Annotated in this window: 10 protein-coding genes; 6 read left to right on the top strand and 4 right to left on the bottom strand. The window is 50.2% G+C overall.

The window, feature by feature from the left end; translation table 11 throughout:
* The first annotated feature begins 426 nt into the window (after positions 1–426).
* Complete coding sequence (locus J3P34_RS05025; protein ID WP_210486733.1) at positions 427–6,765, top strand: T9SS type A sorting domain-containing protein; 6,339 nt, start codon at positions 427–429, stop codon at positions 6,763–6,765.
* Between the two features lie 721 nt (positions 6,766–7,486).
* Entirely contained in the window at positions 7,487–12,784 is a 5,298-nt protein-coding gene (locus J3P34_RS05030; protein ID WP_210486735.1) for a YDG domain-containing protein, read from the top strand.
* Between the two features lie 222 nt (positions 12,785–13,006).
* On the opposite strand, the gene J3P34_RS05035 is transcribed toward J3P34_RS05030, so the two are convergent.
* The gene (locus J3P34_RS05035) at positions 13,007–13,483 is read right to left on the bottom strand and encodes a hypothetical protein (RefSeq protein ID WP_210486737.1); all 477 of its coding nucleotides are present in this window, start codon (positions 13,481–13,483) and stop codon (positions 13,007–13,009) included.
* Between the two features lie 281 nt (positions 13,484–13,764).
* On the opposite strand from J3P34_RS05035, the gene J3P34_RS05040 reads away from it, so the two are divergent.
* A complete protein-coding gene (locus tag J3P34_RS05040; RefSeq protein WP_210486738.1) occupies positions 13,765–15,150 on the top strand; it encodes an aldehyde dehydrogenase in 1,386 nt (461 codons plus the stop codon).
* Positions 15,151–15,329: 179 nt separating this feature from the next.
* Here J3P34_RS05040 and J3P34_RS05045 read toward each other — a convergent pair whose 3' ends face one another.
* Entirely contained in the window at positions 15,330–15,785 is a 456-nt protein-coding gene (locus J3P34_RS05045; protein ID WP_210486739.1) for a GNAT family N-acetyltransferase, read from the bottom strand.
* A gap of 257 nt (positions 15,786–16,042) precedes the next feature.
* Between J3P34_RS05045 and J3P34_RS05050 the strand changes: the two genes are divergently transcribed.
* From J3P34_RS05050 to J3P34_RS05060, 3 genes are all read left to right on the top strand, one after another.
* Positions 16,043–16,906 (top strand): transketolase, encoded by an 864-nt coding sequence (locus J3P34_RS05050; RefSeq protein WP_210486740.1) that lies wholly within the window; start codon positions 16,043–16,045, stop codon positions 16,904–16,906.
* Between the two features lie 135 nt (positions 16,907–17,041).
* Entirely contained in the window at positions 17,042–18,010 is a 969-nt protein-coding gene (locus tag J3P34_RS05055; RefSeq protein ID WP_210466683.1) for a transketolase family protein, read from the top strand.
* Positions 18,011–18,135: 125 nt separating this feature from the next.
* The gene (locus J3P34_RS05060) at positions 18,136–18,813 is read left to right on the top strand and encodes an HAD family hydrolase (RefSeq protein WP_210486912.1); all 678 of its coding nucleotides are present in this window, start codon (positions 18,136–18,138) and stop codon (positions 18,811–18,813) included.
* Positions 18,814–19,276: 463 nt separating this feature from the next.
* Here J3P34_RS05060 and J3P34_RS05065 read toward each other — a convergent pair whose 3' ends face one another.
* Both J3P34_RS05065 and J3P34_RS05070 read right to left on the bottom strand, forming a co-directional pair.
* The gene (locus tag J3P34_RS05065) at positions 19,277–21,184 is read right to left on the bottom strand and encodes a DUF294 nucleotidyltransferase-like domain-containing protein (protein ID WP_210486741.1); all 1,908 of its coding nucleotides are present in this window, start codon (positions 21,182–21,184) and stop codon (positions 19,277–19,279) included.
* Positions 21,181–21,900, bottom strand: a complete 720-nt coding sequence (locus tag J3P34_RS05070; protein WP_210486743.1) for a 3'-5' exonuclease — start codon at positions 21,898–21,900, stop codon at positions 21,181–21,183. Before J3P34_RS05070 ends, J3P34_RS05065 begins: the two co-directional genes overlap by 4 nt.
* Positions 21,901–22,038 lie beyond the last annotated feature (138 nt).

The raw sequence follows: 22,038 nt of genomic DNA on the forward strand, positions 1-22,038 counted from the left end.
ATTGTTACTGGATTAACCATGAATTATACTACAATAAAACAATTCCCTTTACAATATATATTATTATACATATTAAAGCATTACTCTAATTAAATATGATTTTTTCAATCTTATAAAAAGCAACCAATAAACCCACATCCAAATCACTTATTAAACACCCTCTAAAAAGATACAAAAACAACAAGCTAAATCCGCTAAAAAAGCTCAATAAACGTCAATAAGCCCATTCATAACTGATTCAGGATCAATTCATCGGTTAAAACAGGCATTTTATCGAAATCAAAAACAAGCTGGATAAAATTGCATAATTTTGAAGCATAAATTAAAACAAGAAAAGCATAAGCTTATATTAATATTGATTTTGTTAAGTTTTCAGCACTTCAATAGCAGAATAACGCTCTAGACTATTCAATTTAACTCCCCTATATGGCACAAATCTTACGCCTTCTCGTGTTTGCCTTTGTTTTCTTCCCTCTTACATTGTTTGCTGAGGGATCAAAGCAGCTTACCCCCAACAAATCTTCTTCAGCCCTTACCAGCCCCCTCAATGACAAGGTCGGCTATCTGGCGCATGATGCCAACCTGCCTAGCGCATCTGGGGTGGCCATCACCTCGCTCAGCTTCCTTAAACCGGCTGGGTTCAGCCGTAACGGCGCCACCTACTCCAAGGACCATCGGCTGTACATAAGGGTGAAAGCCGGCGAGACGCTTTATTATGGGGTTCACCGTGCCATCCATGACCAGACCTCTGCCAACCAGGCAGACTTAACCATTACCCTGCGCCGCACCAACGCGATCACTGGCGTTGATGATGCAAATTATTCCTCGTCCTCCGTTTTAAGGGCAAACACCAGCTCCACCAGAAGTATGCTCTTAGTGGCAAACCAGAACGGGGTCATAGACAATGCCACTGAGGCCGAGAACGGCCCTAACAGACCTGCCATAGGCGGAAGAACCGCCGTTACCAACGGTTACACACCTTTGTCTATCACCAACGGCACCACAGAAGACTACGACTACTATGTAGAATTCACCCAGGCAGGGGAAACTTCCTGGACCGATGACGGACGGCGTTTTTCAGTTTATGACTTTTGGGATTTCACAGTGATAGATGCTGCCGGCACCGAGAGACAGGGCCGTATGCGCAGCAAGCTATGGTCTTTCTCGGCGGGCGGCACGGCCAACGTTTTCTCCAAGGATTTCAACTTATTCCCTTTGATCCCCAGCGAAGACCAAACCGGGAAATTCTTCGTGAAGAAAATAGAACTGGCGGGTATTGCCCCTCAAAACTTCTTCCGTTTCGTGACCAACAGTTTCGGGTCTAACACTACGGCGGGAGCCACTGCCAGCGAGAGACGGAAAAGCCAGACAAGCCAAACCGATTACCCAGAGTACTTCAACTTTGTGAATGACCCAGACCCTGCTATCTGGCCCAGTGCAACTGCTCCCACCTTCTCTGTGAGCCTGGCCTCTAGCTGTAACACCACCACCGGCGGCGGTAAGACCTTGTTCAACCTCAACACCACAGAGCGCAGCACTTTCCTGGTGCTCATTAACCTGGACGGCACCCCCGGTTACCAAACCAATAGTGCCGACGTACTACTGGAATCTTCCGGCGCCAAAGGTACCCGATCAGTTGAGTGGAATGGTTTGAACGGCTTGGGACAGCCCGTGGCCAAAAACACCACCCTTAACTATTCCTTCCGGAACGGTAGCATGCCGGTGAACTTCCCGGTTTGGGATGCGGAATGGAACGATGGCTTCAGAGTGATGGATGTACGCCCGCTAGCCCCCGGCACTACCGCCGGTGATTATTCATTGCTTTACTGGGATGACACCAACCTCCCCACTAGCTCCTTCCCTTCCCGCTCTGAGCTCTTCGGGGCTGTTTCCAGCACCGGTGTACACACCTGGGGCTCTGCTACCACCACAGCCGGGGACTTGAAAACCGTGAACACCTGGACGTACGGCTTCACTTCCTCCAGCCAGCAGTCCGCCACCTTTACCTATGACTGCAGCGCCGATGTAGCCGTTACTAACTTAGTTTCTGCCGGACCTTACGCTATTGGCAAGGAGTTCACCTATACGGTTACAGTTACCAACAACGGTCCACTGCCTGCTACCAATGTGATAGTTACAGACAAGCTGGATGCTAGCCAACTTCAGTTCGTAAGCTCTTCAGATGCCGCCTATAACAGCAATACCGGTGCTTGGAACGTGGGCACGCTTGCCGTAGGCGCTTCCAAGACCTTAACGATCACAGCTAAACCTGTAGCATTAGGTACGTTCAGCACTACTGCGTCTCAAACCCATACCGAAGCAGATAATGTAACTTCCAACAACAGTGCTTCTGCTTCTATCACCGTGCAGCCTTCGGCCGATATAGCGGTGAGCAACTCGGTTCCTAAAACCAGTTATTACAACGGTGAGCTTGTTACTTTCACTATTACAGCTCAGAACCTGGGGCCAAATGCCGCCACCGGAGTAACCATCACTGATAAACTTCCCGCCGGGCTTGTTTTACAGGGCAGCGCCCCAACTGGGTATGATGCTAACTCTGGCGTCTGGACAGTAGGCAACCTTGCTTTGAATGAGATCAAAACCCTGACTTTAACGGCAAAAGCTACACAGTTAGGTAGCCTAACCACTACCGCCACGTTGGATAGCAGAACGAACAATGAGGTGGACCTGAACGGCAGCAACAATTCTGCTTCCACTACCATCACAGTGGCTCCGGCTGCGGATATTGCGGTTACCAACATGGTCTCAAACTCTTCTCCTGCGCAGGGTGAGACCATTACATACACCATCCAGGCAGTGAACAACGGGCCCAATAACGCCACCAATGTCTCTCTAGCGAACCAAATACCAGCCGGATTGACCATTACAGGGTACAACGCCAGTTCGGGCACCTTTGATGCTGCCTCGGGCACCTGGACCGTGGGAACCATTGTTACCAGCGGCTCACAGACGCTGACCATCACCGCAAAGCCTAACGCAACCGGCGCCTTAACTTTTTCCACCACCCAATCGCACACAGAGTTTGATACCCAGAGCAGCAACAATACCGCTGCCAGCACCATTAACGTTAGCCCAGCCGCCGATGTGGCCGTAACCAACGTCATCTCTTCTCCGGCCAAGACAACCTATGCCAACGGCGACCAGGTAACATATACCGTAACGGTTTCCAACAATGGCCCAAGCGCAGCCACCAACGTAGTCGTAACTGACAAACTTCCGGCTTCCTTGTCACTGGTGAGCGCTAACAGCTCTGTTGGTACCGGCACATACAATGCCGCTACTGGCTCCTGGTCAGTAGGCACTCTGGCGAACGGGGCTTCAGCTACGCTTACTTTGGTGGCAAAAGTGGAAACCAGTGCCGTCATCACGACCACTGCCTCTCAAACCCACACCGAGTTCGACAACACCAACGGAAATAACAGCGCCTCTAACTCCATTACCTCAGGAAGCGGAACCATAACAGCAGATATCAAAATCACCACTGGCATGTCGGCAGGTCCGTATTACACCGGCAAACAACTCACGCTGGGAGTAAGGGTAGACAACATTGGCCCCGATGCCGCTACCGGGGTATCTGTTAATGCGTTGGTACCGGCAGGCTTCACTTTGGTGAGCGCTACGCCCAGAGTAGGAACTTATGACGCCACAACCGGCATTTGGAACCTAGGCAACCTGGCCGCGGGTAGTTTCACCGGCATGAACCTGGTGGTGGTACCAAATGTTGACAATACCGTGACTGGCAACAAAGATTACACCTTTACCGCTGCCAAACGCACAGAGAACGAATTCGACGACAAGCCTGACAACAATACAGCTTCTACCACTTTCACGGTTCAAAAGGCCGCAGATGCCGCCGTCAGTATATCTGTTGCAGGAGATGTGAATGGCGTTTACTACAAAGGCGTAACGGAAGCTACCTTCACCCTGAAAGTCACGAATAATGGCCCGGACAGAATCACCAACTTAAAAGGAATGGACACCCGTTCAGGCACCATCAATTTCACCTATGCCGAGCCCGGCAAAGGCTACAATCCGGCCACTGGCGAATGGATCATTGATGCCTTGGAACCTGGCCAGTCTGTGACGCTGGTAGTGAAGGGCATTCCTAATACCACCGGCCGTATGAACCTGGGCGGAGAAATTATTTCTGCAGACCAGAAGGACCTGAACCCAGAAAACAACAAAGCGGTAGCCCTCATCAACGTGGTGCCTGCGGTGGATTTACAGGTTACCAACATGGTAGCCGCTGGTCCACACTATAATGGACAGAACACCACCTTTACGGTAGCAGTGAAGAACAACAGCACGGATGCCGCTACCGGCGTAAAGATAGAAGATGTACTTCCTTCAGGCCTGGCATTTGTGAGCGCAACGCCATCTGTAGGCACCTATGATGCCACTTCAGGTATCTGGACCTTGGGCACTGACCTATTGGCGGGCTCTACTCAGACCCTGGTTTTAACAGTGAAACCAACCTCCGGCAGTACCTATACCTCTACAGCCTCGGTGAAAGCAGTGAATGAATACGAAAGCAACACTGCCAACAATACCGCCACTGCCCAGATCACAGTTGGCAAAACCGCCGATATTGTACTGGGAAGTTCCATTGCGGCAGGTCCATATTATGTAGGAGGACAATACCAGGTAACCATTACTACTACCAACGCAGGACCTGATCTTGCTACAGGTGTAGCGGTCTCAGCAAGTGGGGGAACCGGCTTAAGGCCAGTAGTAGGCAGCGGAAAAGCAGACATTGGCACAATGTACGCCCAGGGTGTTTGGACCGTTGGTGACCTTGGAGTTGGTGAAACAAAGACGTTTACCTTCCTGGTGGAGCCCCTCACCACAGGTACCCTCAACAGCTTAGGTTACAAATCTGCCCAAAACGAATTTGACCCTAACGGCGGTAATACTCCTAACGGCAACAACAGTACCGTGGTAAGCTTTAATGTAGAAGACCGGCCAGCGATTGCGAAGGTGGTCAACACAGACAAGCACATGTTCCTGTTCCAAACCGGTGACCATATTGTAGAGTTCACCGACCCAGATGGACCAATTGAAAACGCCAGGATAGTGAATGGCACCTTACCGGCCGGAACGCGCCTGGAACAGGACGGAACCCTGGAAGTAGACTATAGATTTCATCTGGTACCAGGCACGTATACCCTCACCATTGAGACAACGGATGCACAAGGTGATATCTCTTTGAACACCATTACCTACAAAATCTCCGGCGACTGGGACAAAGACGGGATAGATGATGTGAACGACCTTGATGACAACAATGACGGTATCATCACTGAACCTGGTGCCGTAAACCCAACCGGTGATCATGACAATGATGGAACCTACAATTACCTGGACAGAGACTTTGTTCACCCAACCTATGGTGCCTTTCAGGACAAAAATGGTGATGACATCCATGATGCCTTTGACCTGGACCTGGATGGCTTGATCAGAGGATATGACATTGACATTGACGGAGACGGTATCCCCAACGCCGTTGAAGCAAACGGTGGAACAGCCCCGGCAGGCTATAACTCTGTCACTGGCACTTTTACAGGTGACGTGAATGCGCAGGGCATTCCGCTGGCTATCTTAGACAAAGACGGAAAGAATAGCCTACCAAATCTGGACACTGACAAAGACGGTTTCGCCGACTTCCTGGATATTGATTCTGATGATGACGGCATTCTGGATATGTACGAAGCTCAGGCGACCCTAACTTTTGTGAACGGCTTAGGCACCGACAGTGACTATGACGGCATGAAAGATGGTTATGATGCTACCACCAGCGGAAAAGCCATTGTCCCGGTAGACACTGACAGAGACGGCAAACCTGATTACCTTGACAGAGACAGTGACGGTGATTTCACCCCAGATTATGTAGAGGCCTTTGATGACAATAACGACGGCGTCTCTATGGATGACTTACTGGAGCGGGCCCGGATCTTTGAAGAAGTAAACCAGAAAGGCTGGTACATAAACTCAGACAAAGACGCCACTGGCACTCCTAAATGGCTGGCTTCTGCTAATGGCTCTCCTGCTTACCTCACAAAAGGAAGCGCTTATTACCATGATACAGACAAGGACGGCTTGGTGGACCTATTTGACACAGAAAACGGAGGGCGCACTGCCTCCCTACAAACCACTAACGGAGAATACACCTATCGTTCCTCCTCTGTGGTAACTCCTCTCCCAGTGACATTGACCAGCTTCACGGCCAAGGCTCAGAAAGACGGAGTTTCCCTAGCTTGGACCACGGCCGCCGAGAAGGACAACGATTACTTCCAGGTGGAGCGCAGCATGGATGGCCGTAACTTCAGCGCCATCGGGCAGGTGAAAGGCAACGGCAACAGCAACGTGCGGGTGGATTACCACTTCCTGGACAGCAAACTGCTAGGCGGCACCGCCTACTACCGCCTCAAGCAGGTGGACTACGATGGCAAGTTCGAGTACAGCAAGACCCTAGCCGTGCAGACCAAAGCAGTAGCTGCCACTGAGGTGACAATGAAAGCTTACCCGAACCCAACCGCCGATATGGTGAACCTGGACCTGACCTCATTGTCAAGTTCAACAGTAACCATTAGTATATATGCTTTGGATGGTCGCCTGGTAAAAACCCAGCAATTGGAAGGCGGAGTTGTGCAAACACTTGACCTGGCGAAGTTCGCAGTGGGCACTTATCTCCTCAAAATCAAAGGAGCAGAAGTAGACGTAGTCACTAGAGTAGTGAAACAGTAAGCAGATTTCTTTAAGCATAGTTGAAAGAAGCGGCTCCTTAGGGGCCGCTTCTTTTATTTAGTAGACCGCCCAATTGATTTCCTCTTCCCGCTTTAAGGCCGTTTTCCAAAATCGAGGCAAAAAGGGAAATTTCTCAGAATGCTGCCCATTTTTAGTTTTTCTCTCAATTCTTATCCTTCCAATTTACAGCCTCTTACTCACCCTTACCGGGTCCATGGGAATTTGCAAGGCGTCCAGGTAGCACTTGTATTGGTAGCTACTCCAATTTTCTTTGTCAGCCGGCAGAAATTCAACATACACAGACGCAGTTGCCTGGAATTGCCCCTACCCTTCTAAGAGACACCCATCTACCAAGTAGTTTAGTGAAGCCGGGTAAGGAGCAACTACAGCTTAGCACCTCTCTGAAGCTAGACTACTTTAATCTTTAATACCCACATCTTAAGTATTTTACACTATATCATAACCAGCTAAAGAGCAAATATTTACAAAAAAAGCCTTTTTATTGCACTTTGCTTGGTATATTTTGATTTATTTATATATAATATCTTAAAAATTATTAGGATAAGTAAAAACAACCTTTTATGTTTACTTAATATTGCTTAAAAGTTATAAAAATTAGCTATATCATTCAATAATAAACAAACTCCGATCCCCCAAGGAGGCGACCCCAAGAGCTTTATATCAAATTTTTATTAACAAATTTATATTATCAGGAAAAGGTATGGGACGAACTCTACACTTTAGCAAAAGCCTTTTGCTAACCACTCTCTTGTTTTTGGCAGCTTTTTACGTTGAAGCACAAGTCAGTATTACAGTCGCAACAGGTGGAACAAACCTCACTGCCGACAATGCTGCTGACGCGACAGGCGGCGGTTCTATAACTACTTTGAGCAATATTGCTATAACAGAAAAAGCTGCCGGAGATTTCGCCTTAGGAAATAATCAAACATTAATCTTAACTGCTCCTACGGGTTGGAGTTTCGTTAACTCCACCAATACTAAAGTAGACAGAGGCAATCCAAATGACTTTTTAAATAATCCCGCAATAAATGTAACATCCACAAAGTTGACTATAACATACTCTATAAATGCGGTTCAAAAAATTGACGTTTTAACCATTTCTGGAGTAAGAGTACAAGCAACTACAGGTGTTAATCTACCATCGGGACAAATATATAGGGCTCCAGGGGCAGCAGGTGGAACAGCAGTTATCAACGGCATAACCACTACTTCAAATACCAATGGGAGTGGTGGTAGTAACTTTGGTTCTCTTACTCAAGTTGCTGGAAATGCAACAAAATTGGCTATAACAACTCAGCCTTCTGCAACAACCTATGGAACCGCAATTAGCGCTCCTGTAGTGAGAGTACAAGATCAATTTAACAATTTCACTTCAGCTAATCTTGGAACTTCAAAAAACGTCACAGCAGCCATTGCTACGGGAACTGGTAGCTTAATTAACAATACCCAAAATATAGGATCAGCAGGAGGTAATGGGACTGTAACTTTCTCGAACCTTCAAGCTACTACTGCGGGCCCAAAGACGATTACTTTTAGCGCAAGTGGGCTTACATCTGCCACAAGCTCATCATTTGATGTACAGCCAAAAACAGTAACAGCATCTATAACAGCCTCCAACAAAGTTTATGATGGTAGTACTACAGCAACAATCTCAGCACAATCAATAATAGGGGTACTACCTGTAGATGCTTCTAACGTAAGCTTATCAGGCGGAACAGTTAATTTTGACACTAAAAATATAGGCATTGGAAAGACAGTAACAGCAACGGGGCTTAGCCTAACTGGGACCGCCAGCGGAAACTATAATTTATCTCCTACCACGGCTTCGACCACGGCTAACATCACACAACTACCAGTCATTATAACAGGAGTCACAGCAGTTAGCAGACCTTACAACGGGACTACTGAGATTTCTGTAACAGGGACCCCTTCTCTAAGCAATTCTATCAATGGAGATGATATAGCTATCAATGCTACTTTGGCGAAAGGCTCCGTTGCTTCCAAAACCCCAGGAATTAATAAAACTGTTACTGTAACCGGATATACGCTCACTGGAGGAGACGCTAATAACTACAACCTAAGCCAACCAGCCAACCTTACGACCACAATTTCACCTTTACAAATTGAAGGGTATATCACAGTCGAAAACAAACAGTATGATGGCAATACCTCGGCCACCATTGCCAGTCGTAATCTCACAGGAATTCTCAGCCTAGATGTAGTGTCATACGTTGGAGGCACAGCCACCTTCAGTGATAAAAACGTGGGTACGGGCAAGACGGTAACCGCCACCGGCCTCAGCCTTACAGGAGCTGACGCTGGCAACTACACCGTCAATACTACTGCCACTGCTACTGCCAACATCACTGCCCGTGCGCTCACTATAACAGCCACGGCTCAGAACAAGGAATACGACGGAAACACAAATGCTACTGTAGAATTGGCTTCAAACAAGCTAAGCGGTGATCAGTTGACGCTTGCATCTGCCCCGGCAGTGTTTGCTGATAAGAATGTAGGAGAAGGAAAAACGGTAACCGTAGATGGCATCACCATCGGCGGAACGGATGCAGCAAATTATACATTATCAAATACCACCACTACCACTACCGCTGGTATTACCGCCAAGGCACTTACTTTAACAGGAGTTACAGCAGAAAATAAGGTGTATGATGCTACTACTACTGCTACTCTCTCGGGCACACCTTCCTTAGCTGGTAAAATTGGCAATGATGAAGTAAGCGTTGACCCAGCCTCCACGGCAAATGCCTCTTTCAATACGAAAGCAGTAGGCAACAACAAACCTGTGGCACCTGGCTATACCCTTACCGGAGCAGATGCAGGCAATTACACCATTGCCTCAAACCTGACTGCCAATATCACACCTCTAGCCATTACAGGCTCCATCAAAGCCGCAGATAAGGTATATGACGGCAATGCCACTGCTTCTATTACTGAGCGTAGCTTAGCCGGCGTTCTGGCTGAAGACAAGGTAACTTACACAGGCGGTACAGCCACCTTCAGTGACAAAAACGCAGGCACAAACAAAACCGTGACCGCCACCGGGCTCACCCTTACCGGAGCTGACGCTGGCAACTACACCGTCAATACCACTGCCACTGCTACTGCCAGCATCACAGGTCGGTCACTAACTGTAACGGCTAGTGCCCAGAACAAGGAATATGACGGAAACACAACCGCATCTGTGACACTGTCTGCCAACCAAATTTCTTCAGACAACCTGACTATTGCATTCACCTCTGCTGCATTCGCAACAAAAAACATAGGGGCTCAAACCGTAACTGTAGAGGGTATCTCTATTACAGGGTCTGATCAAGGCAACTACACACTTTCAAATACAACAGCCACCACTACTGCTACTATCACTGCCAAAGCCCTGACAATTGCCAATGCCATAGCCAGTAATAAAGTCTATGATAAAACCACTACCGCTTCTATTTCTGGAACATTAAATGGAGTTGTTGGCACAGAAGATGTTTCACTTAATCTGAGCGGAACCTTTGCAACACCAAATGTGGGAACTGGAATAGCTGTCACCTCCACCAGCACCCTGGGAGGAAATGACAAAGGCAATTACACCCTTAGCCAACCCTCAGGGCTCAAAGCCAACATAACAGCCAGGGAACTGACCGTAATAGATGCAAGGGCAATTGATAAAGAATACGACGGCTCTAGAAATGCAACCATCACCGGCACCCTGAATGGCGTTATTTTCGGGGATAATGTTACACTAACCAGGAGCGGCACCTTTGCCTCCCGGAACGTAGGCACACATATCGTTACCTCTACAAGTATCCTGGCTGGATCAGACAAAGGCAATTACACCCTTTCTCAACCAACAGGTTTAGCTGCCAGCATCACCCCTAGAATGCTTACAATTTCAGGGGCAAGAGCAAACAGCAAAGTTTATGATGGAACAGATGCTGCCACCATCACAGGTACGCTTGCAAGGGTTACCTCCAATGACATTGACAATGTTACATTTACCAAAACCGGCACATTTGCCACTAAAAATGTAGGCACTGATATTCCAGTAACTTTCACGGGTGCTTTAGAAGGAACAGCAGCTGGCAACTATACCCTCACCCCACCCACTGGACTTAAAGCAAATATTACTGCAAGAGAGTTAACACTTAGTAATATTGCCGCAAATGACAAAGTATACGATGGCAACAGAGAAGCAACTATTAGCGGAACATTAACCGGTATTATTCCCGGAGACATAGTCACCTGGTCAGGCACTGGCACTTTCGCCTCAGCATTGGTGAATCGGCAAAACAAGACGTCTCCAGTTCTACCAATCAGTGTAACTTACATCAGTAGCACCTTAGAAGGAGCAAATGCAGGCAACTACTCGCTTGCCTCATTTACAGCAACGAACCTTTCCGCTAAGATTACCCCTAAGGTACTAGCACCTGTTGTTCAAACTACTTACGAAAAAATATACGACGGAACCACGCTATTTACAACCACAGCGGCTGACCTCATCGGAGTTGTTCCCCCTGATCATGTATCGCTGTATATTAATTCACAAACCAGTGTGGTAACTAGTGGAACTCAAACTCTCACTTTGTCAATAGGGTCTAGGGATCAAAACAATTATGATCTTTTCCCAACCTCCATTACCGTTAATGTTACCATTACTAAACGGCCTTTAACCATTACTGCCCAAGGCCTAAGCAAGGTGTATGACGGAAACGCTATTGCCTCTGTAAACTTGGCAGACAACAGAGTTAGCGGCGATGCCTTAACACTCGCATATACCTCAGCCACATTTGACAATAAGAACGTAGGAACAGGCAAACCAATCACCGTAGATGGTCTGTCAATTGCAGGTGCCGCATCCGGTAACTACACTTTATCAAACCTCACAACTGGTACCGTAGGCAACATCACTGCCAGACCTTTGACCATTACAGGTATTACGCCTGATGATAAAGTCTATGATGGTAGCATCGATGTTCTTGGTTTCTCAGGAACAGCCAGATTAAATAACCACATACCAGGCGATCTCATAAACCTTGGGGGAACGCCTGTTGGTACCTTTGCCAGCAAAAATGTAGGCACCAGAGCGGTAACAGTAACCGGGTTTACCAAAACCGGAACAGATGCCAACAACTACTCCTTATCCCAGCCAACTGGATTATCAGCTAACATTACCCAAAGAGACATCCGCGGTACTTTCAAAGCTGATAACAAGGTATACGACGGTACCAACACCGCTACGGTGACTACAGGCAGCAGGGATGTTGTGGGCAAAATTGATGGAGATGCGGTGGTCTTAGAGGGCGGCACCGCCACCTTTGACAATGAAACTCCAGGAATCAACAAAGTAGTAACCTTGACCGGAGCAGTAATAAATGGGGCTGACCATGCCAATTATCGGTTAACCGAAGTCCTTACCGCTTTAGCTACTATTGAACCTCGGCCATTGCCTGTGACCCTGATCACCTTCACGGCCAAGGCTCAGAAAGACGGAGTTTCCCTAGCTTGGACCACGGCCGCCGAGAAGGACAACGATTACTTCCAGGTGGAGCGCAGCATGGATGGCCGGAACTTCAGCGGCATCGGGCAGGTGAAGGGGAACGGCAACAGCAACGTGCGAGTGGACTATAGCTTCGTGGACAGCAAAGTGCTGGGTGGAACCGCCTACTACCGCCTCAAGCAGGTGGATTACGACGGAAAGTTCGAGTACAGCAAGACCGTGGCCGTGCAGACCAAAACCATAGCCGCCTCTCAGGCAACGGTGAAAGCCTATCCGAACCCAACTACAGATGCAGTGAACTTGGACCTGACCCAGCTAGCCGACTCAGAGGTAAAAGTAGGGGTGTATGCCTTGGATGGTCGTCTGGTGAAAACATTGAGCCTCACCGGAGGTAAAGTGCAGCGTCTGGACCTGACCGATGTAGCAGTAGGCACGTACCTGGTGAAGGTGGCCGGTGATGACATCGAAACCGTTATCCGGGTGGTGAGACAGTAACCTGAACGACCAAAACAAGCAAAAGAAAGGGCGCCCACAAAGCGCCCTTTCTTTTAAAGGCCGTTTTCTGCGAAACAGCCTTAAATCAGACTGAGGCTTTAGAAACATAGCTTCACTTCTCTCAACATAAAAGGCTTGCACACCTCCATTCTAAATAAAAAGAGGAGGCCCCTAACACCAGGAGCCTCCTCTTTTTATTTAGAAACCGCTAAGCAAATGCTTTTACTCCTCGTCATCCAGGTAATAATCGCCGGCGTGGCCCTCGGCGGACTCGTCTGAGAAGCGGGTGATGTCTTTCATGAAGTTGTCGTGGATTTGCTTGATCTTGGGTGACTCGCCCACGTGCTTCTTCAGGATTTTGGCAATGTTGCTGGCCTCTTCCAGGTAGAACATGTCATCGGTGGCGGTGCCCAGTTTATCGGCGTCTACCTGCAGAAGCTCGGTCTGGAGATCCATCAACTTGGGGTCATCCTCGCCGTACATGATGAGTGTACCGTGCAGTTTGCTCAGCATCTCGTTGAAAAGCTCACCCTCATACGGAAGGTTCACTTCCTCGTCATCATCTGCGCCAAAGCCGCCTTTACCGCCTAAAACATCGTCATCGTCATCGTCAAAGGAGAACTCATCATCAAAATGACTGTTGTTGAAGTCATCGTCATCGTAGCCATACTCGTCATCGTAACTGCCGCGTGGTGCCATATCAGTTTGTTTTAAATGCTGTCAAAAATGTTGTTTGCCTGTTTTGGGTTGGTCTCCTTTTTACGAGTGCGTTTTAAAAAGTATCCGCCAATTGGGTAAAACTTTCTTTAATATTTGCGTTTTGGAGCCGCTTCCGCAAAAATAGCCCAAAAACGTATTTATGCTATTCTTTGCCTTCGGCCGGCGGCTTTGGCCTAAATATTTAGTTGCACTTCCTGTACCGTCTGCAGCCATTTTGCGGAGAGCAGAGTATATGCAGGTAATCTCAAGGACTTAAAACTATGACCTCGCCACAGGAACCGGAGACGCTGGTGCAACGCCAGAAGGAATTTTTCAACAGCGGGCAAACCCGTCCGCTCGCTTTCCGGACAAAGATGCTCCGCCGTCTGCAGAAAGCTATTCAGAAAGAAGAAAAAGCCATCATCACGGCACTTTCCGATGATTTCAGGAAGCCGCCTTTTGAGACTTTCGCCACGGAGATTGCCATTCTGGAGGCCGAGATAAAGTTCCTGCTCAAGCACCTTCGCCGCTGGATTCAGCCGTATCGGGTGAAATCCAGCTTCCTGAATTTTCCGTCCAAAGACTACATTTACCCCGAGCCGTACGGCGTATCGCTGGTCATCGGGGCATGGAATTATCCGTTCCAACTCACCCTGTCGCCGGTGCTGGGGGCCATTGCCGCGGGTTGCTGCGCCATCCTGAAACCCTCAGAACTCACGCCCGCCACAAGCCAACTCCTGGCCCGCCTGATCAAAGAGCATTTCCCGCCGGAGTACCTGACCGTGGTGCAAGGCGGCGCAGAGGTAAGCCAGGCTTTGCTAGAGCAGCCTTTTGACAAGATATTCTTCACGGGCAGCGTGCCGGTGGGCAAAATTGTGGCACAGGCGGCGGCCAGACAACTGATTCCGGTAACGCTGGAACTAGGTGGCAAGAGCCCCTGCCTCATAGACGAAACCGCCGATCTGGCGGTGGCGGCCAAACGCATTATCTGGGGCAAATTCATCAATGCGGGCCAGACCTGCGTTGCCCCCGATTACCTCTTGGTGCAGGAGAAAGTCAAAGAACCGCTGCTGAAAGAACTGGCCTCAACCATCCAGGAATTTTACGGTACCAATCCGGCCCAAAGCCCCGATTTCGCCCGCATCATCAACGAACGCCATTTCCAGCGGTTGAAAGGCTTGCTGGATGGTTCTCCCGTTTACGCTGGCGGCCAATGCGATGCCAGTTCCCTGTACATCGCCCCTACCCTGCTCGCGGACGTCACCTGGGACCAGCCCATCATGCAGGAAGAGATCTTTGGGCCGCTGCTGCCGGTACTCACCTACAAAACGCTGCCCGAAGCCATCCGGCAGGTGAACGCGCGCCCTAAACCGTTGGCACTTTACCTTTTTTCCAATAGCAAAAAAGCCAAAGAGATGGTTCTGACGCAGACTTCCTCAGGCGGGGCTTGTGTCAATGACACCGTTTCTCATCTGGCCAACCCGTTCCTGCCCTTCGGCGGCGTGGGTACCAGTGGACAGGGCAATTACCACGGCAAAGCCAGCTTTGAGGCTTTCTCGCACCAGAAAAGCGTGCTCATGAAACCCTCCAAACCCGATGTGCCGCTCAGATATCCGCCGTACCAGAACAAGTTCAGCTGGATGCGGAAAGCATTCAAATGGCTGTAGCGGGTTGCATTAGCGAACCCGTTTCAATCTCCATTTTAGAAAGCAGGCCAAAAACCAGCAGGGCAGTAAGAATCAGGCCAAGGATTAAACTGACGGATGTAAAAAGCCGAAAGCCGTTTTGGGGCTACTTTCTCTAAAGCAGCCTCAAAACGGCTTTCGGTTTAACCACGCGGGGCTTCTTAGGCCACGGCAGGCTTTATCATTTTGATGTGGTCAATGCCGTCCTCGTCATAGACCTCGCTGGACTGCACAAACCCAAACCGCTCATAGAATTTCTTCGCGTACAGCTGCGCCCCGATCTTAATAGGCCCATTACCGAAGAGCCGGTACGTTTCGTCAATGGCTTTCTGCACCAGCTGCTGCCCTACGCCGGAACCGCGCACGGCGGCGCTGGTGATGATCCGGCCAATGGATAGCTCAGGATAAGAGACGCCGGCCGGCAGCAGCCGGGCATAGGCCTCTAGCGTGGTGCCGCGGTAGAAAAGCAGGTGGTGGCATTGGTCATCCAACCCGTCGGGGTCCAGGAAAACGCAGTTCTGCTCCACCACAAACACGGCACTGCGCAGTTGCAGCAGATCGTAAAGTTCTTTTGGAGACAAGTCTGCAAAAGCTTTGGTAACAATAGTAAACTCCATAATGCTGCGAAACTACCTTTTCCCTGCCATAACCACCAATTATTCTTCGCTGGCGCTCTATTTCTGCTTCGGATCAAGACAAAACCTCTTTTTTATGCCAACGTTTGCATAAAAGTCTATATATTTAATTTGCGAACAAGAATCTGAATGGCTAAATTAATTGTTAATTTTACACTTATTATTCGTTAAGACCTTATCGGTAGCCTGCGCTCTCCTTCAGGAACCAGGCTTTTGAAAGCAACAGACTATTAATCTATATGCAAACAGAAGAAAAAGAGACATTACAGCTTGAGGAGCTGGAGCAGGTTGCCAAACAAGTGCGCCGCGATATTGTGAGAATGGTGCATGGTTGCCAGTCGGGGCATCCGGGCGGATCTTTGGGCTGCACCGATTTTCTGGTGGCCCTCTATTTCAAGGTCATGACCCACTCCCCGGAGTTTAACATGGACGGCGAAGGCGAAGACCTGTTCTTCCTTTCCAACGGCCATATCTCACCGGTTTGGTATAGCGTGCTGGCCAGAGCCGGTTATTTTGACGTGAGCGAGCTGAAGACTTTCCGCAAGCTGGATTCGCGTCTGCAGGGGCACCCTACCACCCACGAGGAACTTCCGGGCGTGCGCATCGCCTCCGGTTCTTTGGGCCAGGGCTTGTCAGTGGCCATTGGTGCGGCATTGACCAAGAAACTGAACAATGATCCCGGCCTGGTGTTCACGCTCCACGGCGATGGTGAGTTGCAGGAAGGCCAAATCTGGGAAGCGGCCCTGTTCGCGCCGCACAACAAAGTAGACAACCTCATCTCTACCATTGACGTGAACGGCCAGCAGATTGACGGCCCTACCAATAAAGTCCTGGATTTAGGGAATCTGCGCGCCAAATGGGAAGCCTTCGGTTGGGATGTCATGGAAATGAACGGCAATGACCTGGGCAATGTGATCCAAACCCTGGAACTGGCCAAAGCCAAAGCCTACAAAGGCAAGCCTATCATGATCCTGATGCAGACCAACATGGGCCACGGCGTGGATTTCATGATGGGCTCGCACAAGTGGCACGGCGTGGCACCTAATGATGAGCAGCTTTCCCTGGCACTCAACCAGTTGACCAGCAACATGCAGGATTACTAGCAGCAGGCGGCAAGTCTCCCGGGCTTGCCACTTCTAGTTTAATCTATTTAAAAGCTTGTTTGTTTAGGAGCCGATTTTGAGAAAGCAGGCTATAAACACAGGCAATAACATCCATAACCGTTGAGAATCATTCAAATGAAAAAATATACCTATACAGAATCTAAAGACACCCGCTCTGGTTTCGGGGCGGGGTTGGTAGAGGCCGGCAGAAAAAACAAAGACGTAGTGGCCTTGTGCGCCGACCTGGTGGGCTCCCTGAAAATGGGCGATTTCATCAAGGAATTCCCTGAGCGTTTTGTGCAGGTGGGCATAGCCGAGGCCAACATGATGGGCATTGCAGCGGGTATGACCATAGGCGGCAAGATTCCGTTCACCGGCACGTTCGCCAACTTCTCCACCGGCCGCGTGTATGACCAGATCCGTCAGTCCATTGCCTACTCAGACAAAAACGTGAAGATCTGCGCCTCGCACGCCGGCTTGACCTTGGGTGAGGACGGGGCCACGCACCAGATCTTGGAAGACATTGGCATGATGAAAATGCTGCCCGGCATGACCGTCATCAACCCTTGTGACTACAACCAGACCAAAGCCGCTACTGTGGCCATCGCCGAATATGAGGGTCCGGTGTACTTGCGTTTCGGACGGCCGGTGATTCCGGTGTTCACGCCGGCAGATCAGGAGTTCGTGATCGGGAAAGCCTGGATGGTGAACGAAGGCACCGACGTGAGCATCTTCGCGACGGGTCATTTGGTATGGGAAGCCATCAAAGCCGGCGAGAAACTGGCCGAGTTGGGCATCTCCGCCGAGATCATCAACATCCACACCATTAAACCACTGGACGAAGAGGCCATCCTGAAATCAGTGGCGAAAACCGGTTGCGTGGTAAGTGCCGAGGAGCACAACCGCCTAGGTGGCCTGGGCGACAGCATCGCGCAGTTGCTGGCCAAGAACACGCCGCTGCCTATGGAGTACGTGGCCGTGAACGACTCCTTCGGGGAGAGCGGCACGCCGGAGCAGCTCATGAAAAAGTACGGCTTGGATGATGAGCACATTGTGGCTGCCGTGCAGAAAGTACTGGAGCGCAAGAAGGCCCTGGCCAAATAGTTTGATCAACATCGGCTTTGCCGACAAAAGAAAATAAATAGGATATAGGGAAAGGCGGGCTCTTCTGGAGCCCGTTTTTTTGTTTTCCCCGTATGCCTTTACTTACCTCTAACCCTTACGAGTACATGAATACCCCCAAATACAAAGCCTTTCTGTTTGACATGAACGGCACCATGATTGACGACATGGATTACCACACCACCGCGTGGCAGAAGATTCTGAAGGAGGAACTGCAGACTTCCCTCTCCTGGGACGAGGTGAAGGCCCAGATGTACGGCAAGAACAGCGAGGTGCTGGCCCGGTTCTTCGGGGAGGACCGCTTCACCCAGGAAGAAGCCGACCGGCTCTCCATTGAGAAAGAGAAAATCTACCAGAAGGAATACATTTCGCAGCTGCGGCTCATCAACGGTTTAGACAAGTTCCTGGAAAAAGCGGCCGAAAACAACATCAAGATGGCCATTGCCACCGCGGCCATTATGTTCAACATAGACTTTGTGGTGGATAACCTGGACCTGAGGCACTACTTCCAAGTCCTGATCTCCGCGGATGAAGTATCCAAAAGCAAACCGCACCCCGAGACTTTCCTGAAATCTGCCGAGGAACTGGGCCTAGACTCCAAAGATTGCCTGGTGTTGGAAGACGCACCAAAAGGCGTGGAGGCGGCCCAAAACGCCGGCATGGACTGCCTGGTCATCACCACCATGCACGGTCCCGAAGAGTTCTCCCAGTACAAAAACATCATCGGGTTTGTGAAAGACTACACAAATCCTATGCTGGAACAACTTTTCACCGGACAGAAGTAAAACCTGTTTTGGGCCTGATTTTAGGAAAACAGGCCCAAAACGCAAGCTCGGAATATCTCCTCAGGGTCGCTCCTCCTCCCTTTTTTATCTTGGAATGATCTTGTGGGATAACTAGACAAACATTGGAGAAACGCCACTACCGTCCGCTCCAGAGATCCTTTCAGGATGACAAATGGGAGGTGAATGATTGGCAAATGCATTGGTTGGCGGCCCACTGAAAGCGCATTAGCCTATTGAAAGAATTCTTGAGCAACATTCCTCCGCTGGCGCGAGCGTCCCGCTCGTGTCCGCACGCATGGCTTCCCTTGTTGAGCAAGTATTGCAAAACTCATCAAAGAGGATCAGAAATGCGTGCGGACACGAGCCGGAGGCTCGCCCCAGCGGTGGTTTACAACAATATATAGCCTTTCCTGATTTAGGGCCGTTTTTGTAAACGGCAGGCCTAAAACAGATGACGCTTATTTTACCCAAACAGGTTGTTGGTGAACTGTACTTTAATGCCCAGTTGGAAGTCGCTGATGGTTTTGAAGATTTCCTTGAGGGTGACCTGCTCTATCTTGGTGAGGCTCTGAATATCCAGGTAGTTGTCTGGCTCACTCTTGTCATGCATGATCTGGCTGGCCTGTTTGCGCAACCTGAGGCCCATGAGGTAGTAGTAAGACTGCATGAGTTCCTGGCTTTGCTTCTCACTGAAGACACCCATCTCCGTGAGGGCTTCTATCCGCTCGCCGGTATTGGTCTTGAAGATGCGGTTCTTGAGGGCGTACACCCGCACCAGGTCCACAATGGGCGTCATGGCTTTCTTGATGTCAAACACCTGCTGTGAGCCTACCGTGAATGTTCTGATGTTCTTGAAAAACGTGAGCGGCGGCTCGTACTGCAGGGCGTTGTTGGCCATGTGGAAGAACAGGCGCGGCATGGGTTTCTGCAGTTCCTCGTCCAGGAAAGCCACCAGCTCCTTCATGATGGCGCCGTCTCCGTAGATGAAGCGGCAGTCAAAAAAGGTGGAGAACTGAATGGCGGTCTCGGGCACGATCTCCTGCATCCACTCGTGGTAGTTGCGTTTCCAGTGCGAGAGCGAGTGCGTCCATTTAGGGTTCTTGGCCATGTAGCCGCCCGTGCAGTAACTGAACCCAATATAGTCCAGCTTCTCGGAGACCATATCGGCGAACTTCAGGAAATACTCGCGCACCAGTTCGCGCTGCTCGTTGGCTTTGTCCTCGTAGACGATGGCATTGTCCTGGTCGGTTTTAAGGGTCTGCTCTTTGCGGCCCTCGCTGCCCAGCACCATGAACACAAACTTGGCCGGCGCCGGTCCGCAGATGGCAATCACCTCCTCTATGACTTTCTGGGCGATGGTATCGGCTACGGTGGTAACTACCTGGTTGATGATCTCGGGCTTGGCGCCGCGCAAAAGCAGTTGCATCACAATCTCGGGGACACGTTTCCACTTATCGCGCAGTTCGTGCCCCGAGCGCGCCAGCTTCACCGACTGGATGAACACGAACGGAGACTGGGCCTGGTCGCTCAACAGCTTGCTCCGGCTGATCATGCCTATGTACTGCCCCTGGTCTTCAATGAGCAGGTAGCGGGTCTTGGTGCGGAACATGAGCAGGATGGCCTCATACACGTAGGCGTCTTTCCGGATGGAGACAATGGGGTTGTCCATGATTTCCTTCGCCTGCCCGCGCACGTCTTCCTGGGCCGCTACCACGTTGTCGCGGAGTGTGATATCGGTGATGTAGCCGGAGATCTGTCCTACCTCGTTCTTCACGAAAAGGCAACTGGTCTTGTGCTCGGCCATGATGCGGGCCGCGGTGTAGATGGGCGTACTGCTGCTGCAAGTGACAATGTCGCGGTACTCCACGCTCTCAATGCGGCGGGAATAGAGTTGGTCGGTGGCGATGTAGTTTTCCTCAAAAGAGGTGGGCCGCTTCACAAAGTGGGCGAATTCCTCGTTTAGCATCCGCATGCCAAACTCCTGCGAGAAGTAGTGCAGAAATCCTTCATTGGCTTTGGCCAGGGCCCGGAAATGTCTTCGGTGCAGAAAGTACACCACCGTTCCTTTCTTGGCGATGACCGTGCGCAGCGATTTCTTGCGGTTGAGCAGCATGGAGATACCTCCGTAGCAGTAGCCCGGCCCGTGGCGCTCCAGCACCCGTTTGTTTTGGGCCGAATCATAGAAAAACGACTCATATTCGCCGGCGGCGATGAGGTCCACGCCCCGGAGTTTGGTGGCTTCCTGGTGGTAGATGAGCGTGTCTTTGGAATAGGAAACTTCCTCCAGTAGGTCAATGACCTCCAACAGCACATCGTCTCCTAACAAATGGAACGGCTTTACGCTTTTCAGGAATTGCAGACGGTCGTTCATAGCCAAAAGAAAAGTAAGAAGATTAAAAATAAAGCGCCCAACGCCAGTAACAGCCACATAGGGAGGTGCAGGCGCGTGGGCTTGGGCTGCGGACGCTTCTCGGTGTTATACCTGTTTTCCTGCTGCCGGGATATGGAACTGTCTGTGATCACCCGGCGCTTGCGCAGCTCAAAGTAGCTTAGGGCGGCGGCCAGCGCATCTACCACGGCGTTGTGCTGGTTCTCCAACGATTGGTGGAACAGGTGACTGTAGAGTTCGCCCAGGCGCAGGTATTTCTTGCGAGGCAAATGGGTAAGTCCCGAGGAAGCGATCATGGTGCAGAAAACCGGCAGGTTCTCAAACGGGCTGGGCAGGTTTTCGCGGTAGAAATCGGCGGAGAGCACGTGGAAGTCAAACTGCATGAAATGCCCGATGACCATGGGCGTGTAGCGTTGCAGGTCTTCCTGCAGGTGCAGCAGCACTTCGCGGCGGCTTTCGCCGTGGGCATGCAGGAACTCGGGCGTAAGCCGGTGGACCTCAATGGAAGACGGGCTCACCTCAAACCCCTCGGGCCGGATGTAGTGGTTCGCAGCCTTGACCTCCTGCCCTTCTTTGGTATAGACAAACCAGGCCACCTGCACCGTGTGCGGCCAGTTGGCATCCTCAGAATACGGCAAGTCCCACTCCAGGGGCAGCCCCGAGGCCTCTATGTCTATGAACAACAGGTGGTCTTTCACTTAGTTGGGTATACTTTGGTAAAGGCAGGTCTGTTACGCCTGGCGTTTAAGGGCTGCTTTTAGAAAATCGGCTTTAAAACGAGAAGCGGGTAACTACCAGATCTCCAGGCAGACATCAACAGCAAAGCAAATAAGTAC

The sequence above is a fragment of the Rufibacter aurantiacus genome, assembly GCF_017916345.1.
In the GTDB taxonomy this organism is placed as follows: Bacteria; Bacteroidota; Bacteroidia; order Cytophagales; family Hymenobacteraceae; genus Nibribacter; species Nibribacter roseolus.

What these genes read in the sequence shown, in the direction of transcription:
- J3P34_RS05025 (WP_210486733.1), top strand. Translation starts at nt 427, where the DNA reads ATGGCACAAATCTTACGCCTTCTCGTGTTTGCCTTTGTTTTCTTCCCT.
- J3P34_RS05030 (WP_210486735.1), top strand. Translation starts at nt 7,487, where the DNA reads ATGGGACGAACTCTACACTTTAGCAAAAGCCTTTTGCTAACCACTCTC.
- J3P34_RS05035 (WP_210486737.1), bottom strand. Translation starts at nt 13,483, where the DNA reads ATGGCACCACGCGGCAGTTACGATGACGAGTATGGCTACGATGACGAT.
- J3P34_RS05040 (WP_210486738.1), top strand. Translation starts at nt 13,765, where the DNA reads ATGACCTCGCCACAGGAACCGGAGACGCTGGTGCAACGCCAGAAGGAA.
- J3P34_RS05045 (WP_210486739.1), bottom strand. Translation starts at nt 15,785, where the DNA reads ATGGAGTTTACTATTGTTACCAAAGCTTTTGCAGACTTGTCTCCAAAA.
- J3P34_RS05050 (WP_210486740.1), top strand. Translation starts at nt 16,043, where the DNA reads ATGCAAACAGAAGAAAAAGAGACATTACAGCTTGAGGAGCTGGAGCAG.
- J3P34_RS05055 (WP_210466683.1), top strand. Translation starts at nt 17,042, where the DNA reads ATGAAAAAATATACCTATACAGAATCTAAAGACACCCGCTCTGGTTTC.
- J3P34_RS05060 (WP_210486912.1), top strand. Translation starts at nt 18,136, where the DNA reads ATGAATACCCCCAAATACAAAGCCTTTCTGTTTGACATGAACGGCACC.
- J3P34_RS05065 (WP_210486741.1), bottom strand. Translation starts at nt 21,184, where the DNA reads ATGAACGACCGTCTGCAATTCCTGAAAAGCGTAAAGCCGTTCCATTTG.